This is a genomic window from Pseudomonas sp. GL93, from assembly GCF_003408955.1.
GTDB lineage: Bacteria > Pseudomonadota > Gammaproteobacteria > Pseudomonadales > Pseudomonadaceae > Aquipseudomonas > Aquipseudomonas paracarnis.
This window is the reverse complement of record NZ_NKRF01000092.1, coordinates 45566-62447: the sequence shown is the minus strand read 5'-3', so window position 1 is coordinate 62447 and position 16882 is coordinate 45566. Positions and strand designations below refer to the sequence as shown.

Sequence of the window (16882 nt, the reverse complement as noted above, 5' to 3'; positions counted from 1 at the left end):
CATGTTGTATTTCGTCATGGAACACCCTCCCGAGGGGGTCAGGTGTCCAACATTCGGGGGGCAGTTCAACGGCGGGGCAATTTTGAAGAGCCCCAAAGTTACCAAAGGGCTCTTGCCCCACCACTCGGCACCTCGCTTTGGCTCGGTGTGCCCGTAATCCGCCAGTGATTTGGGGGGCCGCCGCCACGCGCCATCCATGGCGCGGGGCGGCTAAACCGGCATCCCTGCCGGTTTACCCCCCAAATCCCTGTCGAATTCCGGCCAGCGTGGTTTGACGGGGCGCCTAAGATCAAGAGCAGATCAAGAGCCAGATCAAGAGCGGCTCGCTTCGCATCGTGGTTACGGTGTTGATACCTATGCCGCGATGGCGTGAGTCAGTCAGTCAGTCAGTCAGTCAGAAATAGAGTGACTGGTCTACCGCATTCGCGAGCAAGCCCGCTCCCACAATTTTGATTGGCGTGCGGCCTTGTTTATGCGTTAAGCCGTACTTGTTTTTCCAGCTCAAGCTTTAAACCGGGCTCAAGTTTCAGTTGGCGGGCCAGTTCGTCCAGGTAGGCTTTTTCCATGAAGTTTTCCTCATCCACCAGCATCACGCTGGCGATGTACATTTCGGCGGCCATTTCCGGGGTGCTGGCGGCGCGGGCGACGTCGGTGGGATCCAGGGGCTTGTTGAGTTCGACGTGCAGCCAGTGTTGCAGCTCCTGGTCGTTGTCCAGCTTGGTAAATTCCCCTTCGATCAAGGCGCGCTCGCGCTCATCCACATGCCCATCAGCCTTGGCCGCGGCCACCAGCGCCTTGAGAATGCCCTGGCTGTGTTGCTCCACCTGGGCAGCCGGCAGGCGGTCGATGGTTTGCGGCTCGCCTTGGGGCGCGCTGGCCTGCTGGGCCTGCCAGTTGCCGTAAGCCTTGTAGGCAATCACACCGAGTGCGGCCAGGCCGCCGTAGGTGAGCGCCTTGCCGCCGAATTTGCGGGCTTTCTTGTTGCCCAGCAGCAAGCCCATGGCCCCCGCCGCCAGGGCGCCGCCGCCTGCACCGCCGAGCATGCTGCCGAGCCCGCCACCGCTGAGCAAGCCGCCGAGGGCGCCCTTGTCATTGGACTTGCGTTGGCCGCCGGCCTTGTTTTGCAACATGTCCTGGCCAGACTTAAGCAGTTGATCGAGCAATCCACGGGTATTCATTCGTAGCCTCCAGACACTTGGGTTCGTAGGACCAATAGGCCTCCAGCGTAAAACTAAGTGCCAAAAAGCCGCGATCTAGAGTGCTTCCAGATGTAACGTTCTACTGCGATGCTGGAAATGTCTTGTTGCACATGCAACGCCATCATCCCGGCATCAATCAATTTGCCTTGTTCATCGAACCGCTTAAGCTATCCGGCGTCTGTTTATTGTCCGTTGCGTTTGGCCGAAGGCATGTCCGAACCGTTATTTCTGATCCGCTACGTGCCAGGAACGGCGCGGGATTTGCTCACGACAGGTTGTCTCTATGCACCGCAGGAATTTGCTCAAAGCATCCATGGCCATTGCGGCTTACACCGGTTTGTCGGCCAGTGGCCTGCTGGCCGCGCAGGCCTGGGCCGGGAATCGGGCTGCCGATGGCAAGGCCGTGGCGTTCGATTTCGAATCGCTCAAGGCCCAGGCCAAGCAATTGGCCACCCGTGACTACCAGGACACTGAGCAGGTGCTGCCGCCGACCCTGGCCACCATGACCCCGCAGAATTTCAACGCCATCGGCTATGACCGTAACCATTCGCTGTGGAAGGAGTTGAACGGCCAACTGGACGTGCAGTTCTTCCACGTCGGCATGGGCTTCAAGACGCCGGTGCGCATGCACAGCGTCGACCCCAAGACCCGTGAAGCCCGCGAAGTGCATTTTCGCCCTTCACTGTTCAACTATGAAAAAACCACGGTGGACACCCAGCAACTGACCGGCGACCTGGGTTTCTCCGGCTTCAAGCTGTTCAAGGCGCCAGAGCTGGACCGCCATGACGTGCTGTCGTTTCTCGGCGCCAGCTACTTCCGTGCAGTGGATTCCACCGGCCAGTACGGCCTCTCGGCGCGTGGCCTGGCGATTGATACCTACGCGAAAAAACGCGAGGAATTCCCCGATTTCACGCAGTTCTGGTTCGAAACCCCGGACAAGAACGCCACGCGTTTTGTGGTCTACGCCCTGCTCGACTCGCCAAGCGCCACTGGCGCCTACCGCTTCGATATCGACTGCCAGGCCAACCAAGTGGTGATGGCGATCGACGCGCACATCAATGCGCGCACGGCCATCGAACAACTGGGCATCGCGCCCATGACCAGTATGTTCAGCTGCGGCACCCATGAGCGCCGCATGTGCGACACCATCCACCCGCAAATCCACGACTCAGACCGCCTGGCCATGTGGCGCGGCAACGGCGAATGGGTCTGCCGGCCCCTGAACAACCCAGCCAAGCTGCAATTCAACGCGTTCGCCGACACCGACCCCAAAGGCTTCGGCCTGGTGCAGACCGACCATGAGTTCGCCAGCTACCAGGACACCGTCGACTGGTACAGCAAACGCCCAAGCCTGTGGGTTGAACCGACCACGGCCTGGGGCGAAGGCTCCATCGACTTGCTGGAAATCCCCACCACTGGCGAAACCCTGGACAATATCGTGGCCTTCTGGACCCCGAAAAAGCCCGTGGCTGCCGGTGATTCGCTCAACTACGGCTACAAGCTGTACTGGAGCGCACTGCCGCCAGTGAGCACGCCGCTGGCACAGGTCGATGCGACCCGCTCGGGCATGGGCGGCTTTACCGAAGGCTGGGCACCCGGCGAGCATTATCCGAAGGTATGGGCGCGGCGTTTCGCCGTGGACTTCAAGGGCGGCGGCCTGGATCGCTTGCCAGCGGGCACCGGCATCGAACCCGTGGTGACCTGTTCCCATGGTGAGGTGAAGGACTTCAGCGTGCTGGTGCTGGACAATATCAAGGGCTACCGCATCCTGTTCGACTGGTACCCCACCAGCGACAGCGTGGAACCCGTCGAATTGCGCCTGTTTATACGAACCCAGGACCGCACCCTGAGTGAAACCTGGCTGTATCAGTACTTCCCGCCTGCGCCAGAGCAACGCAAGTACACCTGATGCCACACTGCACGATCATTCCCACGCAATAACGTGGGAATGATCGGATTTGGCTCAGAATCGCGACACGCTTTTCATCGCGCCAATCAGATAGCGCATCGCCACCTGATCGCTCTCGGTCAGCGCCCGGTATTGCACCAGCAACTCCATCTCATCTGAACTCAACCTTCGACCCCGCAAGGACATCCGACGGCTCAGAAAAGACGCCACCGCACCCGCTACGCCATAGGACTTGGCCATGGACCGCTACTCCCGATATCAGTCAAACACTCCTGGTGCCCATTTCCCAACTCCCGGAAAGCGCAACGGCTTCGCGGACCAACCGCCTGTCTCCCTGGGCCAGGAGTCGGGCTTACCCTTAGCGTAGAAACTATCTCATCATTCGTGGGATTTTTTTAGAGTATTAACTTAAAAAATAACGTCGGTAATAAAACCCTACAGCCATTACTCACGCGATGGCCAATGTCGACTGCGAAACGCCTATAACGCGAGCAAGAAAAAACCCACCGTATCAGGGTGGGTTTGGCAAGGTTGCGTACAGGATCAATCCCGCAGGTCCGATTCATGGATCGGCTGGTCCCGATGGGTTGCTCGCTGGTATTGCGCCGGCCAGGTTGCCTTGCGCCCGCCCAAGTCGTCGTCGGCGTGCAGCGGCCAGTAGGGGTCTCGCAGCAGTTCACGGGCCAGGAAAATAATGTCGGCCTGGCAGGTACGCAGGATGTGCTCGGCTTGGGCGGGTTCGGTAATCATGCCGACCGTACCGGTAGCGATGCCCGACTCCTTGCGCACTCGCTCGGCGAAGCGCGTCTGATAGCCGGGGCCGGTGGGAATCTCGGCATTGGCAGCGGTGCCGCCAGAGGACACGTCGATCAAGTCAACGCCCAAGTCTTTCAGGCGGCGCGCCAACTCCACGGTTTCATCCGGGTTCCAGCCATCTTCGACCCAGTCGGTAGCCGATACCCGCACAAACAGTGGCAACTCCTGAGGCCAGGCCGCACGTACGGCCGTGGTTACCTCCAGCACCAGGCGAATGCGGTTTTCGAACGAGCCACCGTAGTGGTCCTGACGCTGGTTGCTGATCGGCGAGAGAAACTGGTGCAGCAGATACCCATGGGCGGCGTGGATTTCCACCACTTCAAAGCCTGCGGTCAAGGCGCGCTTGGCGGCGGCGACAAAGTCGGCGATCACTTGCTGGATCTGTGCTTCGTCCAGTGGCTTGGGCTGGGTGTGATTGGGGTCGAAGGCAATCGGCGAGGGGCCCACCGGCACCCAGCCGCCCTCCTCCGGCTTGACGCTGCCGTGTTTGCCGATCCATGGCCGATGGGTGCTGGCCTTGCGCCCGGCATGGGCCAGCTGAATCCCAGCCACCGCGCCCTGTGCCGCGATAAAACGGGTAATGCGCCGCAGCGGTTCGATCTGGGCGTCGTTCCACAGGCCCAGGTCCTGGGCGGTGATGCGGCCATCAGCAGTCACAGCCGTGGCCTCGGTGAAAATCAATCCGGCGCCCCCCACGGCCCGGCTGCCGAGATGCACCAGGTGCCAGTCATTGGCCAGGCCATCGTCGCTGGAGTATTGGCACATGGGTGAAACCGCGATGCGGTTGAGCAGGGTCAATTGGCGCAGGGTATAAGGTTCGAGCAGCTGACTCATGGCGCACCTCTTCTGGGCTTCATAGGCATTTTTGTAGGAGCAAGCTCGCTCCTACCAGCCTAGTCGACAACCATCGATTGCACAGGGTTCAGAAGGAAAGCGGGAGCCGATTGCCGGCTCCCGGTAGGCAGCGCCTTACATCTCGACCTGGGTACCCAGCTCGATCACGCGGTTGACCGGCAGTTTGAAGAACCGCAGGTTGCCGTTGGCGTTTTTCAACATGAAGGCAAACAACACTTCGCGCCAACGGGCCATGCCTTTGATGCGCGAGGCAATCACCGTTTCCCGGCTGAGGAAGTAAGTGGTGCGCATCGGGCTGAAGTCCAGATCATCCAGATGGCACAGTTTCAGCGCTTCGGGCACGTCCGGTTCATCGGTAAACCCGAAGTGCAGGATCACCCGGAAGAAGCCTTCGCCGTAGGCATCCACCTCGAAGCGCCGCGCCGCTGGTACCCGTGGAATGTCTTCGTAGACCACGGTCAACAGCACCACCTGCTCATGCAGCACCTGGTTATGCAGCAGGTTGTGCAACAGCGCATGGGGCACGGCGTCGGGCCGCGCGGTGAGGAACACTGCCGTGCCCTGAACGCGATGGGGTGGCTGTACGCGAATACTGCTGATAAAGATGGGCAGCGGCAGGCCACCTTCGTCGAGGCGTTCGACCAGCAATTGCTTGCCGCGCTTCCAGGTGGTCATCAGCACAAACAGCACGATCCCCGCCAGTACCGGGAAAGCGCCGCCCTGGATGATCTTCGGCGCGTTAGCCGCGAAGAACAGGCCGTCCACCAACAGGCAGCAGAGCAACAGCGGCACGGCCAGCACCGGTGGCCATTTCCACAGCAGCAGCATGACCGCCGACACCAGGATGGTGGTCATCAGCATGGTGCCCGTCACAGCTACGCCGTAGGCCGAGGCCAGGGCACCGGAGGATTCGAAGCCCAGCACCAGCAGGATCACGCCGACCATCAACGACCAGTTCACTGCACCGATATAGATCTGGCCCTGTTCGGCACTGGAGGTGTGCTGGATATGCATGCGCGGGATATAACCCAACTGGATCGCCTGGCGGGTCAACGAGAACGCGCCGGAAATCACCGCCTGGGAAGCAATCACCGTGGCCATGGTGGACAAGCCCACCAACGGGACCAGCGCCCAGCTCGGCGCCAGCAGGTAGAACGGGTTGCGCGCTGCCTCCGGATCGCCCAGCAGCATCGCGCCCTGGCCGAAATAGTTGAGCACCAGCGCCGGCAGCACCAGCAGGAACCAGGCGCGGGCGATGGGTTTGCGGCCGAAGTGGCCCATGTCGGCGTACAACGCTTCGGCGCCGGTCAATGCCAGCACCACCGCGCCGAGGATCGCCACGCCAATACCGGGGTGAACCATAAAGAAGCGCACGCCCCACGCTGGGTTCAGTGCATTGAGCACTTCGGGTTGCTGCAGGATGCCGTACACCCCCAGGCCGCCCAATACCAGGAACCAGGTAACCATCACCGGGCCGAACAGCTTGCCGATGCGGTCGGTGCCGTGTTTCTGGATCAGGAACAGCGCCACCAGCACCACCAGGGCAATGGGCACCACCCATTTTTCCAGGCCGTCGAACGCCAGTTCCAAGCCTTCGATGGCCGACAACACCGAAATCGCCGGGGTGATCATACTGTCGCCGTAGAACAACGCCGCGCCACACAGGCCACACACCACCAGGAAACTGCGCAATTTCGTGTGCTTCCCGGCAGCTCGCCGGGCCAACGCGGTGAGGGCCATGATGCCGCCCTCGCCCTGGTTGTCGGCACGCAGCACGAACAGCACATACTTGATCGACACCACCCAGATCAGCGACCAGAAGATCAGCGCCAGGATCCCCAAGACACCGTCATGGTTGACCTGCACCCCATAACCACCGTTGAACACCTCTTTAAGGGTGTAGAGCGGGCTGGTCCCGATATCGCCATAAACCACCCCGACCGCCGCCACCAGCATGCCAATCGGCTTGGCTTTTGAATGTTCGGCACCTGCTGCCTGACTACTTGCCTGACCCATCAACCACTCCTGCCCTTTGACCTGAGGTCTTTTATAAACAGCACGACTAAGCTGACCCTAGCATGCGCTGTTTTACTTCTCGTAACAGACGTTTTATTGACCCAAGGGCATTACCCGTGCGCAACGGCGCGAAGCATAGCGCAGCACTCGTCGCATTTCCCTGCTCAAGTGATTTGGGTGTCGTTTTAGGCAGTCAGTAATAGATGACAAGGCGTTTTGGAGCCTTTTTGCCTGCATTGATCACATTTACCGTCAGCCGTATATTTTTGGCCCGACTCGGTAGAGCTGCCTTAGCGGCGTAAGCCGGGACTCCAGCTTGCTGATCAATAAAAAGCGTGCCGACTGTCTGGCGCTCGCGGTCGATATAAAAACTCAATCATCGATCTGTCTCTTTTAAGGTACATTCCACATGTACGAAGTGAAACATGTACTGTCAGCCAATGGCGTGGATATTTATCAAGCTTGGCTAGATACCGTGCAAGACACGCGTTCAAAGGCACGAATCACCACCAGAGTGGACCGAGCATCCCTTGGTCACTTTGGAATTACCGAGCCGGTGGGTGATGGGGTCTTTGAGATGAAGCTCGACTTCGGACCTGGCTTTCGCGTGTATTACGCAATCCAAGATCGAAAAATTGTTTTCCTGTTGGGTGGTGGTTCAAAGGCCAGACAGCAAAACGACATCGATCAGGCCAAGGCTCTCTGGAAATCTTACAAGGTGCAGCAAAAATGACCATTCATACTCGCTCTCATGAAGATAGCGTTCTTGAAATGCTCCGAGACGACGAAGCGTTTGCTCTCGAATATCTTTCTGTCGCACTTGAGGAAATTGATGAAGCGGGTGGTGAGGACGCCTTCCTTGTCGCTGTCCGCCGAGTCGCGGAAGCCCGTGGCGGAATGCTCAGCTTGTCGCAGAATACGGGCCTCAATAGAGCAAATCTCTACAGATCCATCGCCGTCGGCGGCGACCCGAAGCTCTCCACTCTCCTGAAAGTGCTTCAGGCGTTAGGTGTGGGCATGTCTAAAGTTGTATCGCACCGCGCAGAGCAAGACGTCCGGGCTTAAGAGAGTGGTAACGGCTGTAAGAATGCCCCGATACAGCACTCGTCGCATTTCCCTGCATAAAGCTGGTCAAGTGCGTTAGCCGTCGATAGAATTGCGCACTTTTTGATCAGAGGCGCACCAAGCGCCCATCCGTTGCCTTGTCGTGCACGACCGGCAGCGTCATTCAATACCGAGGTTAGACATGTCCACCACCATCGCAAAAGCCAACCCCAAGGTTGGCTTTGTTTCCCTGGGTTGCCCGAAGGCGCTTGTCGACTCCGAGCGCATCCTCACGCAATTGCGTATGGAAGGCTACGACGTCGTGTCCACTTACCAGGACGCCGACGTGGTGGTGGTCAACACCTGCGGCTTCATCGACTCGGCAAAAGCCGAATCCCTGGAAGTGATCGGCGAAGCCATCAAGGAAAACGGCAAGGTCATCGTGACCGGCTGCATGGGGGTGGAAGAAGGCAATATCCGCAACGTGCACCCGAGTGTGCTGGCGGTGACCGGCCCGCAGCAGTACGAGCAGGTGGTCAATGCCGTGCACGAGGTGGTGCCGCCACGCCAGGATCACAACCCGCTGATCGACCTGGTGCCGCCTCAAGGCATCAAGCTGACCCCACGCCACTACGCGTACCTGAAGATTTCCGAAGGCTGCAACCACAGCTGCAGCTTCTGCATCATCCCGTCGATGCGCGGCAAACTGGTGAGCCGCCCGGTGGGTGACGTGCTCGACGAGGCCCAGCGCCTGGTGAAGTCTGGCGTCAAGGAGTTGCTGGTGATCTCCCAGGACACCAGCGCCTACGGCGTCGACGTGAAATACCGCACCGGTTTCTGGAACGGCGCGCCGGTGAAAACCCGCATGACCGAGCTGTGCGAAGCCCTCAGCAGCCTGGGCGTGTGGGTGCGCCTGCACTATGTTTACCCGTACCCGCACGTGGACGAGTTGATCCCGCTGATGGCCGCCGGCAAGATCCTGCCGTACCTGGACATCCCGTTCCAGCACGCCAGCCCGAAAGTGCTCAAGGCGATGAAACGCCCGGCGTTCGAAGACAAGACCCTGGCACGCATCAAGAACTGGCGCGAGATCTGCCCGGAGCTGATCATCCGCTCCACCTTCATCGTCGGTTTCCCCGGCGAGACCGAGGAAGACTTCCAGTACCTGTTGGACTGGCTGACCGAAGCGCAGCTGGACCGCGTCGGTTGCTTCCAGTACTCGCCAGTGGAAGGTGCGCCGGCCAACCTGCTGGACCTGGCCGTGGTGCCGGACGACGTCAAGCAAGACCGTTGGGAGCGCTTCATGGCGCACCAGCAGGCCATCAGCTCGGCACGCCTGCAACTGCGCATCGGCAAGGAAATCGAAGTGCTGATCGATGAAGTCGACGAGCAAGGCGCGGTGGGTCGTTGCTTCTTCGACGCCCCTGAAATCGACGGTAACGTGTTTATCGACGATGCCAGCGGCCTGAAGCCGGGTGACAAAGTGTGGTGCACTGTGACCGACGCCGACGAGTACGACTTGTGGGCTGAAAAGCGCGACTGATCGCACGATGATAAAAAAGCCTCGCCTCTGAGAAGATGCGGGGCTTTTTTAGGTCTATCGTATTGCCCATCAACCCCGAATACAGCAAGGGACAGCGGGTATGCGTCAGCATTCGGTGATTCACACACCTAAAACCAGCGACTACGCGCGCCTGGTGCAGATCTGGGAGGACTCGGTACGCGCCACCCACGACTTCCTCCCGGACAGCTATATCGACATGTTGAAAAACCTGGTGCTGACCCGCTACCTCGATGCGGTCATGCTGATCTGCACCAAGGACGCGCGCCAGCGCATTACCGGCTTCGCCGGAGTGTCGGCGGGCAAGGTGGAGATGCTGTTTATCGACCCGCACTACCGTGGCCAGGGGCTGGGCCGGCAATTGCTGGGCTACGCCATCGAACACATGAATGCCGATGAACTGGACGTCAACGAACAGAACCCGCAAGCCCTGGGTTTTTACCTCAAGCAAGGCTTCGAGGTGATCGGGCGAACGGAACACGATGGGCTTGGGCAGCCTTATCCGTTGTTGCACCTGCGCCTACACCAGCAGCAACGGGCCCGTAATGCCTGAACTGTGGGAGCTGGCTTGCCTGCGAAGGCGTCGGGTCAGTCTACCCATCCGGTGCTGGTATACCGCCATCGCAGGCAAGCCAGCTCCCACATTTGCCCCGTGGGGTGTCAGTTAAATAATTGTTATGGCACATGTGCTGAAATGGGGCCGGGATTAACCGGCGCCAGGCAGGTACAATAGTGGCCCCCTTTTGTTACGGCCCTTGTCATGACTGACCCCATACGCCTCTCCAAACGCCTTATCGAACTGGTCGGTTGCTCCCGTCGGGAGGCTGAGCTGTTTATCGAAGGCGGCTGGGTCTCGGTGGACGGCGAAGTAATCGACGAGCCGCAGTTCAAGGTCACTGACGAGAAGGTCGAGCTGGACCCGGAAGCTAAAGCCACCGCGCCAGAGCCGGTGACCATCCTGCTGCACGCCCCCGCAGGCGTGAATGCTGAAACCGCCATGGCTTCGATCAGCGCTGAAACCCTTTCTGAAGAACACCGCTTCGGCAAGCGTCCGCTCAAGGGGCACTTCCTGCGCCTGAGCGCCAGCGCCGACCTGCAAGCCAAGGCCAGTGGCTTGTTGGTGTTCACCCAGGACTGGAAGATTCTGCGCAAATTGACCGCCGATGCCGCCAAGATCGAGCAGGAATACGTGGTGGAAGTCGAAGGCGACATGGTTGCCCACGGCCTTAACCGCCTGAACCACGGCCTGACCTACAAAGGCAAAGAGCTGCCTGCCGTCAAAGCCAGCTGGCAGAACGAGAACCGCCTGCGCTTTGCGATGAAAAACCCGCAACCCGGCGTGATCGCGCTGTTCTGCGAAGCCGTTGGCCTGAAAGTCATCGCCATCCGCCGCATCCGCATCGGCGGCGTGTCCATCGGCAAGGTGCCAGTGGGCCAATGGCGTTACCTGTCCGGCAAAGAGAAGTTCTAAGCCGTTCCCCTTTTCCCGACACCGCCTGATTCCGGCGGTGTCATCAGTTGAATACCAGGATTGCCCACCATGATTCACAACGACGTACTGCGCAGCGTGCGCTACATGCTCGACATCAGCGACAACAAGATGGTCGAGATCATCAAGCTCGGCGGCATGGACGTGACCAAGGAAGACCTGCTGACCTACCTCAAAAAAGATGAGGAAGAAGGCTTCGTGTTCTGCCCGGATGAAGTCATGGCTCACTTCCTCGATGGCCTGGTGATTTTCAAGCGCGGCAAGGACGAAAGCCGCCCGCCGCAGCCGATCGAAACCCCGGTGACCAACAACATCATCCTGAAAAAGCTGCGTGTGGCCTTCGAACTGAAGGAAGACGACATGCATGCAATCCTTAAGGCGGCGGAGTTCCCGGTGTCCAAGCCAGAGCTGAGCGCGCTGTTCCGCAAGTTCGGCCATACCAACTACCGCACCTGTGGCGACCAGTTGCTGCGCAACTTCCTCAAGGGCTTGACCCTGCGGGTTCGTGCTTAAGCCATGAGCTATCAGGTCTCCCCGGTCGGCTTCGTGCGCTCTTGCTTCAAGGAGAAGTTCGCCATCCCGCGCCAACCGCAATTGGCGCCGGCTGCCCGCGGCGTGCTGGAGTTGGTGGCGCCGTTCGACCAGGGTGAGGCGGTGCAGGGGCTGGAGCAGGTCAGCCATGTGTGGCTGCTGTTTCTGTTTCATCAGGCCCTGGAAGACAAGCCACGCCTGAAAGTGCGCCCGCCACGCCTCGGAGGCAATACCTCCATGGGCGTGTTCGCGACCCGTGCGACCCATCGTCCCAATGGCATCGGCCAGTCGGTGGTGAAGCTGGACAAGGTGGAGCCGGGGCGGTTGTGGATATCCGGCATAGATTTGCTCGATGGCACGCCGGTGCTGGATATCAAACCGTATGTGCCCTATGCCGATATCGTGGATGCGGCCACCAACGACATCGCCAGTGATGCGCCCCCGCTGATCGGCGTGCAATGGCTCAAGGCTGCACTGCAACAGGCGCAGGGCCACGCCCAGCGCCTTGGTGAGCCGTTGGTGGCGCTGATTGAACAGTGTCTGGCACAGGATCCGCGGCCGGCGTATCAGGTTCCTACCTCAGAACGGGAATACGGGGTGCGGTTCTGGGATGTGGATGTGCGCTGGCACTACCCGGAGCCGGGGATGATTTGTGTGCTGGAAGTGGTTCCGGCGCAGTAAATCGCAGAAACGCAAAAGCCCGCGTTGCCTTCACAGGCAACGCGGGCTTTTCTTTGCAAACGCATTCAACTGTAGGAGCGAGCTTGCTCGCGAAAAACGAACAAGCACCGCGTTCATTCAAGGTGCCAGCGTTATCGTTGGCGCCCTTCGCGAGCAAGCTCGCTCCTACAAGTGAGCCGAGGTTACTTTTCGACGAACGCGCGCTCGATCAGGTAGTCACCCGGCTCACGCATCCGTGGCGAAACCTTCAGGCCGAAGCTGTTCAACACTTCGCTGGTCTCATCCAACATGCTTGGGCTGCCGCACAGCATGGCGCGGTCGTCCTCAGGATTGATCGGCGGCAGGCCGATGTCGCTGAACAGCTTGCCACTGCGCATCAGGTCGGTCAGGCGGCCTTCGTTTTCGAACGGCTCGCGGGTCACGGTCGGGTAGTAGATCAACTTGTCACGCAGGGCCTCGCCGAAGAACTCGTTCTGCGGCAGATGCTCGGTGATGAATTCGCGGTAGGCGACTTCGTTGACGTAGCGCACGCCGTGGCACAGGATGACTTTTTCGAAACGCTCGTAGGTCTCCGGGTCCTGGATCACGCTCATGAATGGGGCGAGGCCAGTACCGGTGCTGAGCAGATACAGATGCTTGCCCGGCTTCAAATCGTCAAGCACCAGGGTGCCTGTCGGTTTTTTGCTGATGATGATCTCGTCGCCTTCCTTCAGATGCTGCAACTGGGAAGTCAGCGGGCCATCGGGCACCTTGATGCTGAAGAACTCCAGGTGCTCCTCCCAGTTCGGGCTGGCAATGGAGTAAGCGCGCATGAGCGGGCGGCCGTTGGGCTGTTGCAGGCCGATCATCACGAACTGACCGTTCTCGAAGCGCAGGCCCGGATCGCGGGTGCACTTGAAGCTGAACAGAGTGTCGTTCCAGTGATGAACACTGAGGACACGCTCGTGGTTCATGTTGCTCATGTACGGGGGACTCCTGGAAATGGGTCTGCGCCAAAGGTAAGGATGCGCAATTGCACAGCATTCTAATGGCGGCGACAATATCTGTTAACTGGATTATTAAGATAAGGGTTATCGGTTATATCGATATGCGATTTACTCTCCGTCAACTGCAAGTTTTCGTCGCCGTCGCCCAGCAGGAAAGCGTCTCCCGCGCTGCTGGCCTTCTGGCCTTATCTCAATCCGCCGCCAGCACGTCGATTACCGAGCTGGAGCGTCAATCCAGCTGCCAATTATTCGACCGCGCCGGTAAGCGCCTGAGCCTCAATGCCCTCGGTCATCAGCTGCTGCCCCAGGCCGTGGCACTGCTGGACCAGGCCAAGGAGATCGAAGACCTGCTCAACGGCAAGTCCGGCTTCGGCTCCCTGGCGGTTGGCGCCACGCTGACCATCGGCAATTACCTGGCGACGCTGCTGATTGGCAGCTTTATGCAGCAACACCCCGAGAGCCAGGTAAAGCTGCATGTGCAGAACACTGCCCATATCGTGCATCAGGTTGCCCACTACGAAATTGACCTGGGTCTAATTGAGGGCGACTGCAGCCACCCGGATATCGAGGTGCAGACGTGGGTGGAAGATGAGCTGGTGGTGTTCTGTGCGCCCCAGCATCATTTGGCCACGCGTGGCGTGGCCACCATGGACGAATTGACCCACGAAGCGTGGATCCTGCGGGAACAAGGCTCGGGCACGCGCCTGACCTTCGATCAGGCTATGCGTCATCACCGTAGCGCACTGAATATCCGCCTGGAGCTGGAACACACCGAGGCGATCAAGCGGGCTGTGGAGTCAGGCTTGGGGATTGGCTGCATTTCACGGCTGGCGCTGCGCGATGCCTTCCGCCGCGGCAGCCTGGTGCCGGTGGAGACCCCGGACCTGGACCTGGCCCGACAGTTCTACTTCATCTGGCACAAACAGAAGTACCAGACCTCGGCGATGCGCGAGTTTCTCGAACTGTGCCGCGCCTTCACCGCTGGGGTGCAGCGCAGCGACGAGATCGTGCTGCCGAGTATCGCGTGATCCTCAGATCAGGATCACGGCCCATACCAGAGTGATCATGGTCAGTGCCACGAACTGCGCGGCGCTGCCCATGTCCTTGGCGTTTTTCGACAGCGGGTGGCGGTCCAGGGAAATACGGTCAATGGCCGCTTCCACCGCTGAGTTGAGCAATTCAACGATCAGCGCCAACAAACACACTGCAATCAGCAGCGCCCGTTCAACCCGGCTGACCTGCAGGAAAAAGCTCAGGGGGATCAGGATGACGTTCAGCAAGACCAGCTGGCGGAATGCCGCCTCGCCAGTGAATGCCGCGCGCAGGCCATCCAGGGAATAGCCCCCTGCATTGAAGATACGTTTGATACCGGTTTGACCCTTGAAAGGCGACATAGATGTAGGCAACTGAACCAAAGAAGTGGGGAAGCTAGATCACGCAAAGTCAAAAAAGCGTGAAGCGGCTGTAACTTAATGTTGCGAGATAGACTCGAGTTGCTGCAACAGCAACGCCGCCTGGGTGCGCGTACGCACGCCCAACTTACGGAAAATCGCCGTAACGTGGGCCTTGATGGTCGCTTCCGACACACTCAATTCGTAGGCAATCTGCTTGTTCAACAACCCTTCGCAGACCATGGTCAATACCCGGAACTGCTGGGGCGTCAAGCTGGCCAGGCCATCGCGGGCGGCCTTGGCTTCATCGGACACATTGATTTCTTCAAACGCCTGGGGTGGCCAGGACACATCGCCGTCCAACACCGTGCGCACGGCTTTCTGGATATCTTCCATCGCGCTGGACTTGGGAATGAAACCGCTGGCGCCAAACTCCTTGGAGCGCACCACCACGTCGGCTTCTTCCTGGGCTGACACCATCACCACGGGGATCTGTGGGTATTGACCACGCAGCAGCACCAGCCCGGAGAAACCGTAGGCGCCCGGCATGTTCAGGTCGAGCAACACCAGGTCCCAGTCGGACTTTTCGGTAAGGCGGGCTTCCAGTTCGGCAATGCTGGCCACTTCGACCAGACGTACGTCGGGGCCAAGGCCCAGGGTTACGGCCTGATGCAGTGCGCTGCGAAACAGCGGGTGGTCATCGGCAATCAGGATTTCGTATGTGGCCATTGGTTAAATGATCCTGTTTTTTATGGGAGCCCTGATGGGTTCAGGGTTCACCAATACACGAGGCGACGGCCAGGCAGCGATCGCCACAGGGCCCGCTCAACGTCAAAAACACATGAAACGACGTCGATAATTCACGGTTGCGCCCAATCGGCGCACAGCATGCCCAGCGTAGCCTGGAGGGTCAAGCACTACGCCCGTGGGGATTTTAGCGGGTTGCGGGCTTACAGTGCCATCATGCAAACGTCGTCTGGTTATACCGCCGGGATGTAGGGTGCAAGGCGGGTATGCACGGTGTCTGCCGCATCCAGTGGCAGTTGGAACTTGGCAGCCAGGTAATGAGTGCTGAACACATCAAGGTAAGCATCCAGCACTTCGCTGGCGGCCAGGTCATTGGCCAGTTCCAGGCACAGCGCCGCCACCTCGGCGGTGCAGAAATGGTCATCGCGCTTGGAGCGCCGTAGTTTGTAGCGCGACAACTGCTCGGGCGCCAGGCTCAGCACTGGTAGATGCTCCAGATAGGGGCTTTTGCGAAACATCTTGCGCGCTTCGCTCCAGGTACCGTCCAGCAGAATGAACAGCGGGCGCTTGCCCTCCTCCACGCGCACTTCACTGACCACCCGTTGCGGCGCCACGAATTCACCGGGAAATACGATGTACGGTTGCCACTGCGGGTCGGCCAGCAACCTGAGCAACTCGGGGTCGACTTCGGTGCGCGACCAGGCGAACGCGGTGGTGTCGTGTATGACATCGGCGATCAGCCAACCCGTGTTGCTGGGTTTCATCGGCTCTACGTCATGCATCAACAGGCACATGGCAGACTTGGCTTCTACCTGCGGCCGCCAGGCACACAGGCAATATTCAGGAATGACCCGACAGCCGGCACAACGCTCAGCACGGGAACCCCGATTGAGAAACGGCCGGACGGCACGCGCCAGACGCTGAGTACGCAAACGGGAGACGGCGTGACTCATCGGGCACGCGGCGAAGTAGAAGAAATCGACACGGAACAAACTCGTGAAAAACAGAAGTCCCGCAGTTTACCAGCGATACGCCTGGCTGTAGTGGCAAGGGCTCACCTATAATTGCGCGCCACTGAACGCACAGCGCAGTGGCTGGTCTATGCACCAGTAACCGAATCAGGAGAGTTTCATGCTGCGTTCCATGCTGCGCCTTGTTGCCCCATCCGTCGCCCTTGCGCTGGTCTTGCCTATGGGCGCCCACGCGGCCTCGCTGCTGGAGGCTCAAATGAACAAGAAGCTGCAAAGCGTCGCGGCCGAAAGCAACAAGGACCTGCCCCGGGAAATCGATGAAAAAACCCTGGAAGTCGCCTACACCGTTGAAGGCATGCAGTTGATCGATCACCTCAGCGTGCTGCCTGATCGTGCCGAACAGATGCGCGCCAACCCAAAGGCTGTGTATTTCCAGCTAGGCCGCAGTGTGTGCACCAACCCAGGCTACCGCGAGCTGATGGCCAAGGGCGCGGTGATGCGCTACGAAATCACCGAGAACAAGACCAATCGGCCGGTGGCTTCGGTCAAGTTTGCAGAGGCCGATTGCCCGGCTCCGGCGAAGAAGAAAAAGTAACCACTGCTAAACCCTCGCGCGCGGCTGTCCAGCGGCGCGCAATCCCTCGATCCGTTTTCTGCCAACAACTGAACGCTCTGATGCGTAACCA

The 16882-nt window shown here is 59.5% G+C and carries 19 protein-coding genes; 10 read left to right on the top strand and 9 right to left on the bottom strand.

Going from position 1 to position 16882, the window contains the following annotated elements:
- Positions 1 to 470 precede the first annotated feature (470 nt).
- Complete coding sequence (locus CER19_RS21200; protein ID WP_116667855.1) at positions 471 to 1178, bottom strand: tellurite resistance TerB family protein; 708 nt, start codon at positions 1176 to 1178, stop codon at positions 471 to 473.
- A 304-nt stretch (positions 1179 to 1482) separates the two neighbouring features.
- Here CER19_RS21200 and CER19_RS21195 point away from each other — a divergent pair, with 304 nt between their 5' ends.
- Positions 1483 to 3108: a glucan biosynthesis protein D gene (locus tag CER19_RS21195; RefSeq protein WP_116667854.1), complete on the top strand. Its 1626-nt coding sequence runs from the start codon at positions 1483 to 1485 to the stop codon at positions 3106 to 3108.
- 54 nt (positions 3109 to 3162) lie between these two features.
- Here the strand turns inward: CER19_RS21195 and CER19_RS21190 are convergent, their stop codons facing one another.
- From CER19_RS21190 to CER19_RS28635, 4 genes are all read right to left on the bottom strand, one after another.
- Entirely contained in the window at positions 3163 to 3348 is a 186-nt protein-coding gene (locus CER19_RS21190; protein WP_014717190.1) for a hypothetical protein, read from the bottom strand.
- 303 nt (positions 3349 to 3651) lie between these two features.
- Positions 3652 to 4758 (bottom strand): NADH:flavin oxidoreductase/NADH oxidase, encoded by a 1107-nt coding sequence (locus tag CER19_RS21185; RefSeq protein WP_116667853.1) that lies wholly within the window; start codon positions 4756 to 4758, stop codon positions 3652 to 3654.
- A gap of 135 nt (positions 4759 to 4893) precedes the next feature.
- Positions 4894 to 6795 (bottom strand): potassium transporter Kup, encoded by a 1902-nt coding sequence (locus CER19_RS21180; RefSeq protein ID WP_116667852.1) that lies wholly within the window; start codon positions 6793 to 6795, stop codon positions 4894 to 4896.
- 193 nt (positions 6796 to 6988) lie between these two features.
- Positions 6989 to 7171 carry a hypothetical protein gene (locus tag CER19_RS28635; protein WP_133298353.1) on the bottom strand — a complete coding sequence of 61 codons (183 nt, stop codon included), beginning with the start codon at positions 7169 to 7171 and terminating at the stop codon, positions 6989 to 6991.
- Between the two features lie 33 nt (positions 7172 to 7204).
- Between CER19_RS28635 and CER19_RS21175 the strand changes: the two genes are divergently transcribed.
- The 7 genes from CER19_RS21175 to tsaA all read left to right on the top strand — a co-directional run bounded on the left by CER19_RS21175 (position 7205) and on the right by tsaA (position 12101).
- Positions 7205 to 7528: a type II toxin-antitoxin system RelE/ParE family toxin gene (locus CER19_RS21175; protein ID WP_116667851.1), complete on the top strand. Its 324-nt coding sequence runs from the start codon at positions 7205 to 7207 to the stop codon at positions 7526 to 7528.
- Positions 7525 to 7860 (top strand): addiction module antidote protein, encoded by a 336-nt coding sequence (locus CER19_RS21170; protein WP_116667850.1) that lies wholly within the window; start codon positions 7525 to 7527, stop codon positions 7858 to 7860. The genes CER19_RS21175 and CER19_RS21170 overlap by 4 nt, the downstream gene beginning before the upstream one ends.
- Before the next feature lie 181 nt (positions 7861 to 8041).
- The gene (rimO, locus tag CER19_RS21165; RefSeq protein WP_003231334.1) at positions 8042 to 9382 is read left to right on the top strand and encodes a 30S ribosomal protein S12 methylthiotransferase RimO; all 1341 of its coding nucleotides are present in this window, start codon (positions 8042 to 8044) and stop codon (positions 9380 to 9382) included.
- A gap of 100 nt (positions 9383 to 9482) precedes the next feature.
- Complete coding sequence (locus tag CER19_RS21160; protein WP_116667849.1) at positions 9483 to 9953, top strand: GNAT family N-acetyltransferase; 471 nt, start codon at positions 9483 to 9485, stop codon at positions 9951 to 9953.
- 207 nt (positions 9954 to 10160) lie between these two features.
- Complete coding sequence (locus CER19_RS21155) at positions 10161 to 10871, top strand: rRNA pseudouridine synthase (protein ID WP_116667848.1); 711 nt, start codon at positions 10161 to 10163, stop codon at positions 10869 to 10871.
- A gap of 69 nt (positions 10872 to 10940) precedes the next feature.
- Entirely contained in the window at positions 10941 to 11402 is a 462-nt protein-coding gene (locus CER19_RS21150) for a DUF1456 family protein (RefSeq protein WP_005785469.1), read from the top strand.
- Positions 11403 to 11405: 3 nt separating this feature from the next.
- Positions 11406 to 12101, top strand: coding sequence for a tRNA (N6-threonylcarbamoyladenosine(37)-N6)-methyltransferase TrmO (gene tsaA, locus CER19_RS21145; RefSeq protein ID WP_116667847.1), 696 nt, complete (start codon positions 11406 to 11408; stop codon positions 12099 to 12101).
- Positions 12102 to 12283: 182 nt separating this feature from the next.
- On the opposite strand, the gene fpr is transcribed toward tsaA, so the two are convergent.
- Positions 12284 to 13063 carry a ferredoxin-NADP reductase gene (gene fpr, locus CER19_RS21135; protein ID WP_003189055.1) on the bottom strand — a complete coding sequence of 260 codons (780 nt, stop codon included), beginning with the start codon at positions 13061 to 13063 and terminating at the stop codon, positions 12284 to 12286.
- A gap of 125 nt (positions 13064 to 13188) precedes the next feature.
- Here fpr and CER19_RS21130 point away from each other — a divergent pair, with 125 nt between their 5' ends.
- Positions 13189 to 14115, top strand: a complete 927-nt coding sequence (locus CER19_RS21130) for a LysR family transcriptional regulator (protein WP_165861659.1) — start codon at positions 13189 to 13191, stop codon at positions 14113 to 14115.
- A gap of 3 nt (positions 14116 to 14118) precedes the next feature.
- Here the strand turns inward: CER19_RS21130 and CER19_RS21125 are convergent, their stop codons facing one another.
- The 3 genes from CER19_RS21125 to CER19_RS21115 all read right to left on the bottom strand — a co-directional run bounded on the left by CER19_RS21125 (position 14119) and on the right by CER19_RS21115 (position 16178).
- A complete protein-coding gene (locus tag CER19_RS21125; RefSeq protein WP_003189051.1) occupies positions 14119 to 14481 on the bottom strand; it encodes a diacylglycerol kinase in 363 nt (120 codons plus the stop codon).
- A 75-nt stretch (positions 14482 to 14556) separates the two neighbouring features.
- Positions 14557 to 15207: a response regulator transcription factor ErdR gene (gene erdR / locus CER19_RS21120; RefSeq protein ID WP_003189050.1), complete on the bottom strand. Its 651-nt coding sequence runs from the start codon at positions 15205 to 15207 to the stop codon at positions 14557 to 14559.
- Between the two features lie 251 nt (positions 15208 to 15458).
- Positions 15459 to 16178, bottom strand: coding sequence for a tRNA-uridine aminocarboxypropyltransferase (locus tag CER19_RS21115; RefSeq protein WP_116667856.1), 720 nt, complete (start codon positions 16176 to 16178; stop codon positions 15459 to 15461).
- A gap of 178 nt (positions 16179 to 16356) precedes the next feature.
- On the opposite strand from CER19_RS21115, the gene CER19_RS21110 reads away from it, so the two are divergent.
- Positions 16357 to 16791 carry a PA3611 family quorum-sensing-regulated virulence factor gene (locus CER19_RS21110; RefSeq protein ID WP_034126491.1) on the top strand — a complete coding sequence of 145 codons (435 nt, stop codon included), beginning with the start codon at positions 16357 to 16359 and terminating at the stop codon, positions 16789 to 16791.
- Positions 16792 to 16882 lie beyond the last annotated feature (91 nt).

Excerpts from the sequence above, each read along its gene's own strand:
- CER19_RS21200 (WP_116667855.1), bottom strand. The coding sequence starts at position 1,178 with ATGAATACCCGTGGATTGCTCGATCAACTGCTTAAGTCTGGCCAGGAC.
- CER19_RS21195 (WP_116667854.1), top strand. The coding sequence starts at position 1,483 with ATGCACCGCAGGAATTTGCTCAAAGCATCCATGGCCATTGCGGCTTAC.
- CER19_RS21190 (WP_014717190.1), bottom strand. The coding sequence starts at position 3,348 with ATGGCCAAGTCCTATGGCGTAGCGGGTGCGGTGGCGTCTTTTCTGAGC.
- CER19_RS21185 (WP_116667853.1), bottom strand. The coding sequence starts at position 4,758 with ATGAGTCAGCTGCTCGAACCTTATACCCTGCGCCAATTGACCCTGCTC.
- CER19_RS21180 (WP_116667852.1), bottom strand. The coding sequence starts at position 6,795 with ATGGGTCAGGCAAGTAGTCAGGCAGCAGGTGCCGAACATTCAAAAGCC.
- CER19_RS21175 (WP_116667851.1), top strand. The coding sequence starts at position 7,205 with ATGTACGAAGTGAAACATGTACTGTCAGCCAATGGCGTGGATATTTAT.
- CER19_RS21170 (WP_116667850.1), top strand. The coding sequence starts at position 7,525 with ATGACCATTCATACTCGCTCTCATGAAGATAGCGTTCTTGAAATGCTC.
- rimO (WP_003231334.1), top strand. The coding sequence starts at position 8,042 with ATGTCCACCACCATCGCAAAAGCCAACCCCAAGGTTGGCTTTGTTTCC.
- CER19_RS21160 (WP_116667849.1), top strand. The coding sequence starts at position 9,483 with ATGCGTCAGCATTCGGTGATTCACACACCTAAAACCAGCGACTACGCG.
- CER19_RS21155 (WP_116667848.1), top strand. The coding sequence starts at position 10,161 with ATGACTGACCCCATACGCCTCTCCAAACGCCTTATCGAACTGGTCGGT.
- CER19_RS21150 (WP_005785469.1), top strand. The coding sequence starts at position 10,941 with ATGATTCACAACGACGTACTGCGCAGCGTGCGCTACATGCTCGACATC.
- tsaA (WP_116667847.1), top strand. The coding sequence starts at position 11,406 with ATGAGCTATCAGGTCTCCCCGGTCGGCTTCGTGCGCTCTTGCTTCAAG.
- fpr (WP_003189055.1), bottom strand. The coding sequence starts at position 13,063 with ATGAGCAACATGAACCACGAGCGTGTCCTCAGTGTTCATCACTGGAAC.
- CER19_RS21130 (WP_165861659.1), top strand. The coding sequence starts at position 13,189 with ATGCGATTTACTCTCCGTCAACTGCAAGTTTTCGTCGCCGTCGCCCAG.
- CER19_RS21125 (WP_003189051.1), bottom strand. The coding sequence starts at position 14,481 with ATGTCGCCTTTCAAGGGTCAAACCGGTATCAAACGTATCTTCAATGCA.
- erdR (WP_003189050.1), bottom strand. The coding sequence starts at position 15,207 with ATGGCCACATACGAAATCCTGATTGCCGATGACCACCCGCTGTTTCGC.
- CER19_RS21115 (WP_116667856.1), bottom strand. The coding sequence starts at position 16,178 with ATGAGTCACGCCGTCTCCCGTTTGCGTACTCAGCGTCTGGCGCGTGCC.
- CER19_RS21110 (WP_034126491.1), top strand. The coding sequence starts at position 16,357 with ATGCTGCGTTCCATGCTGCGCCTTGTTGCCCCATCCGTCGCCCTTGCG.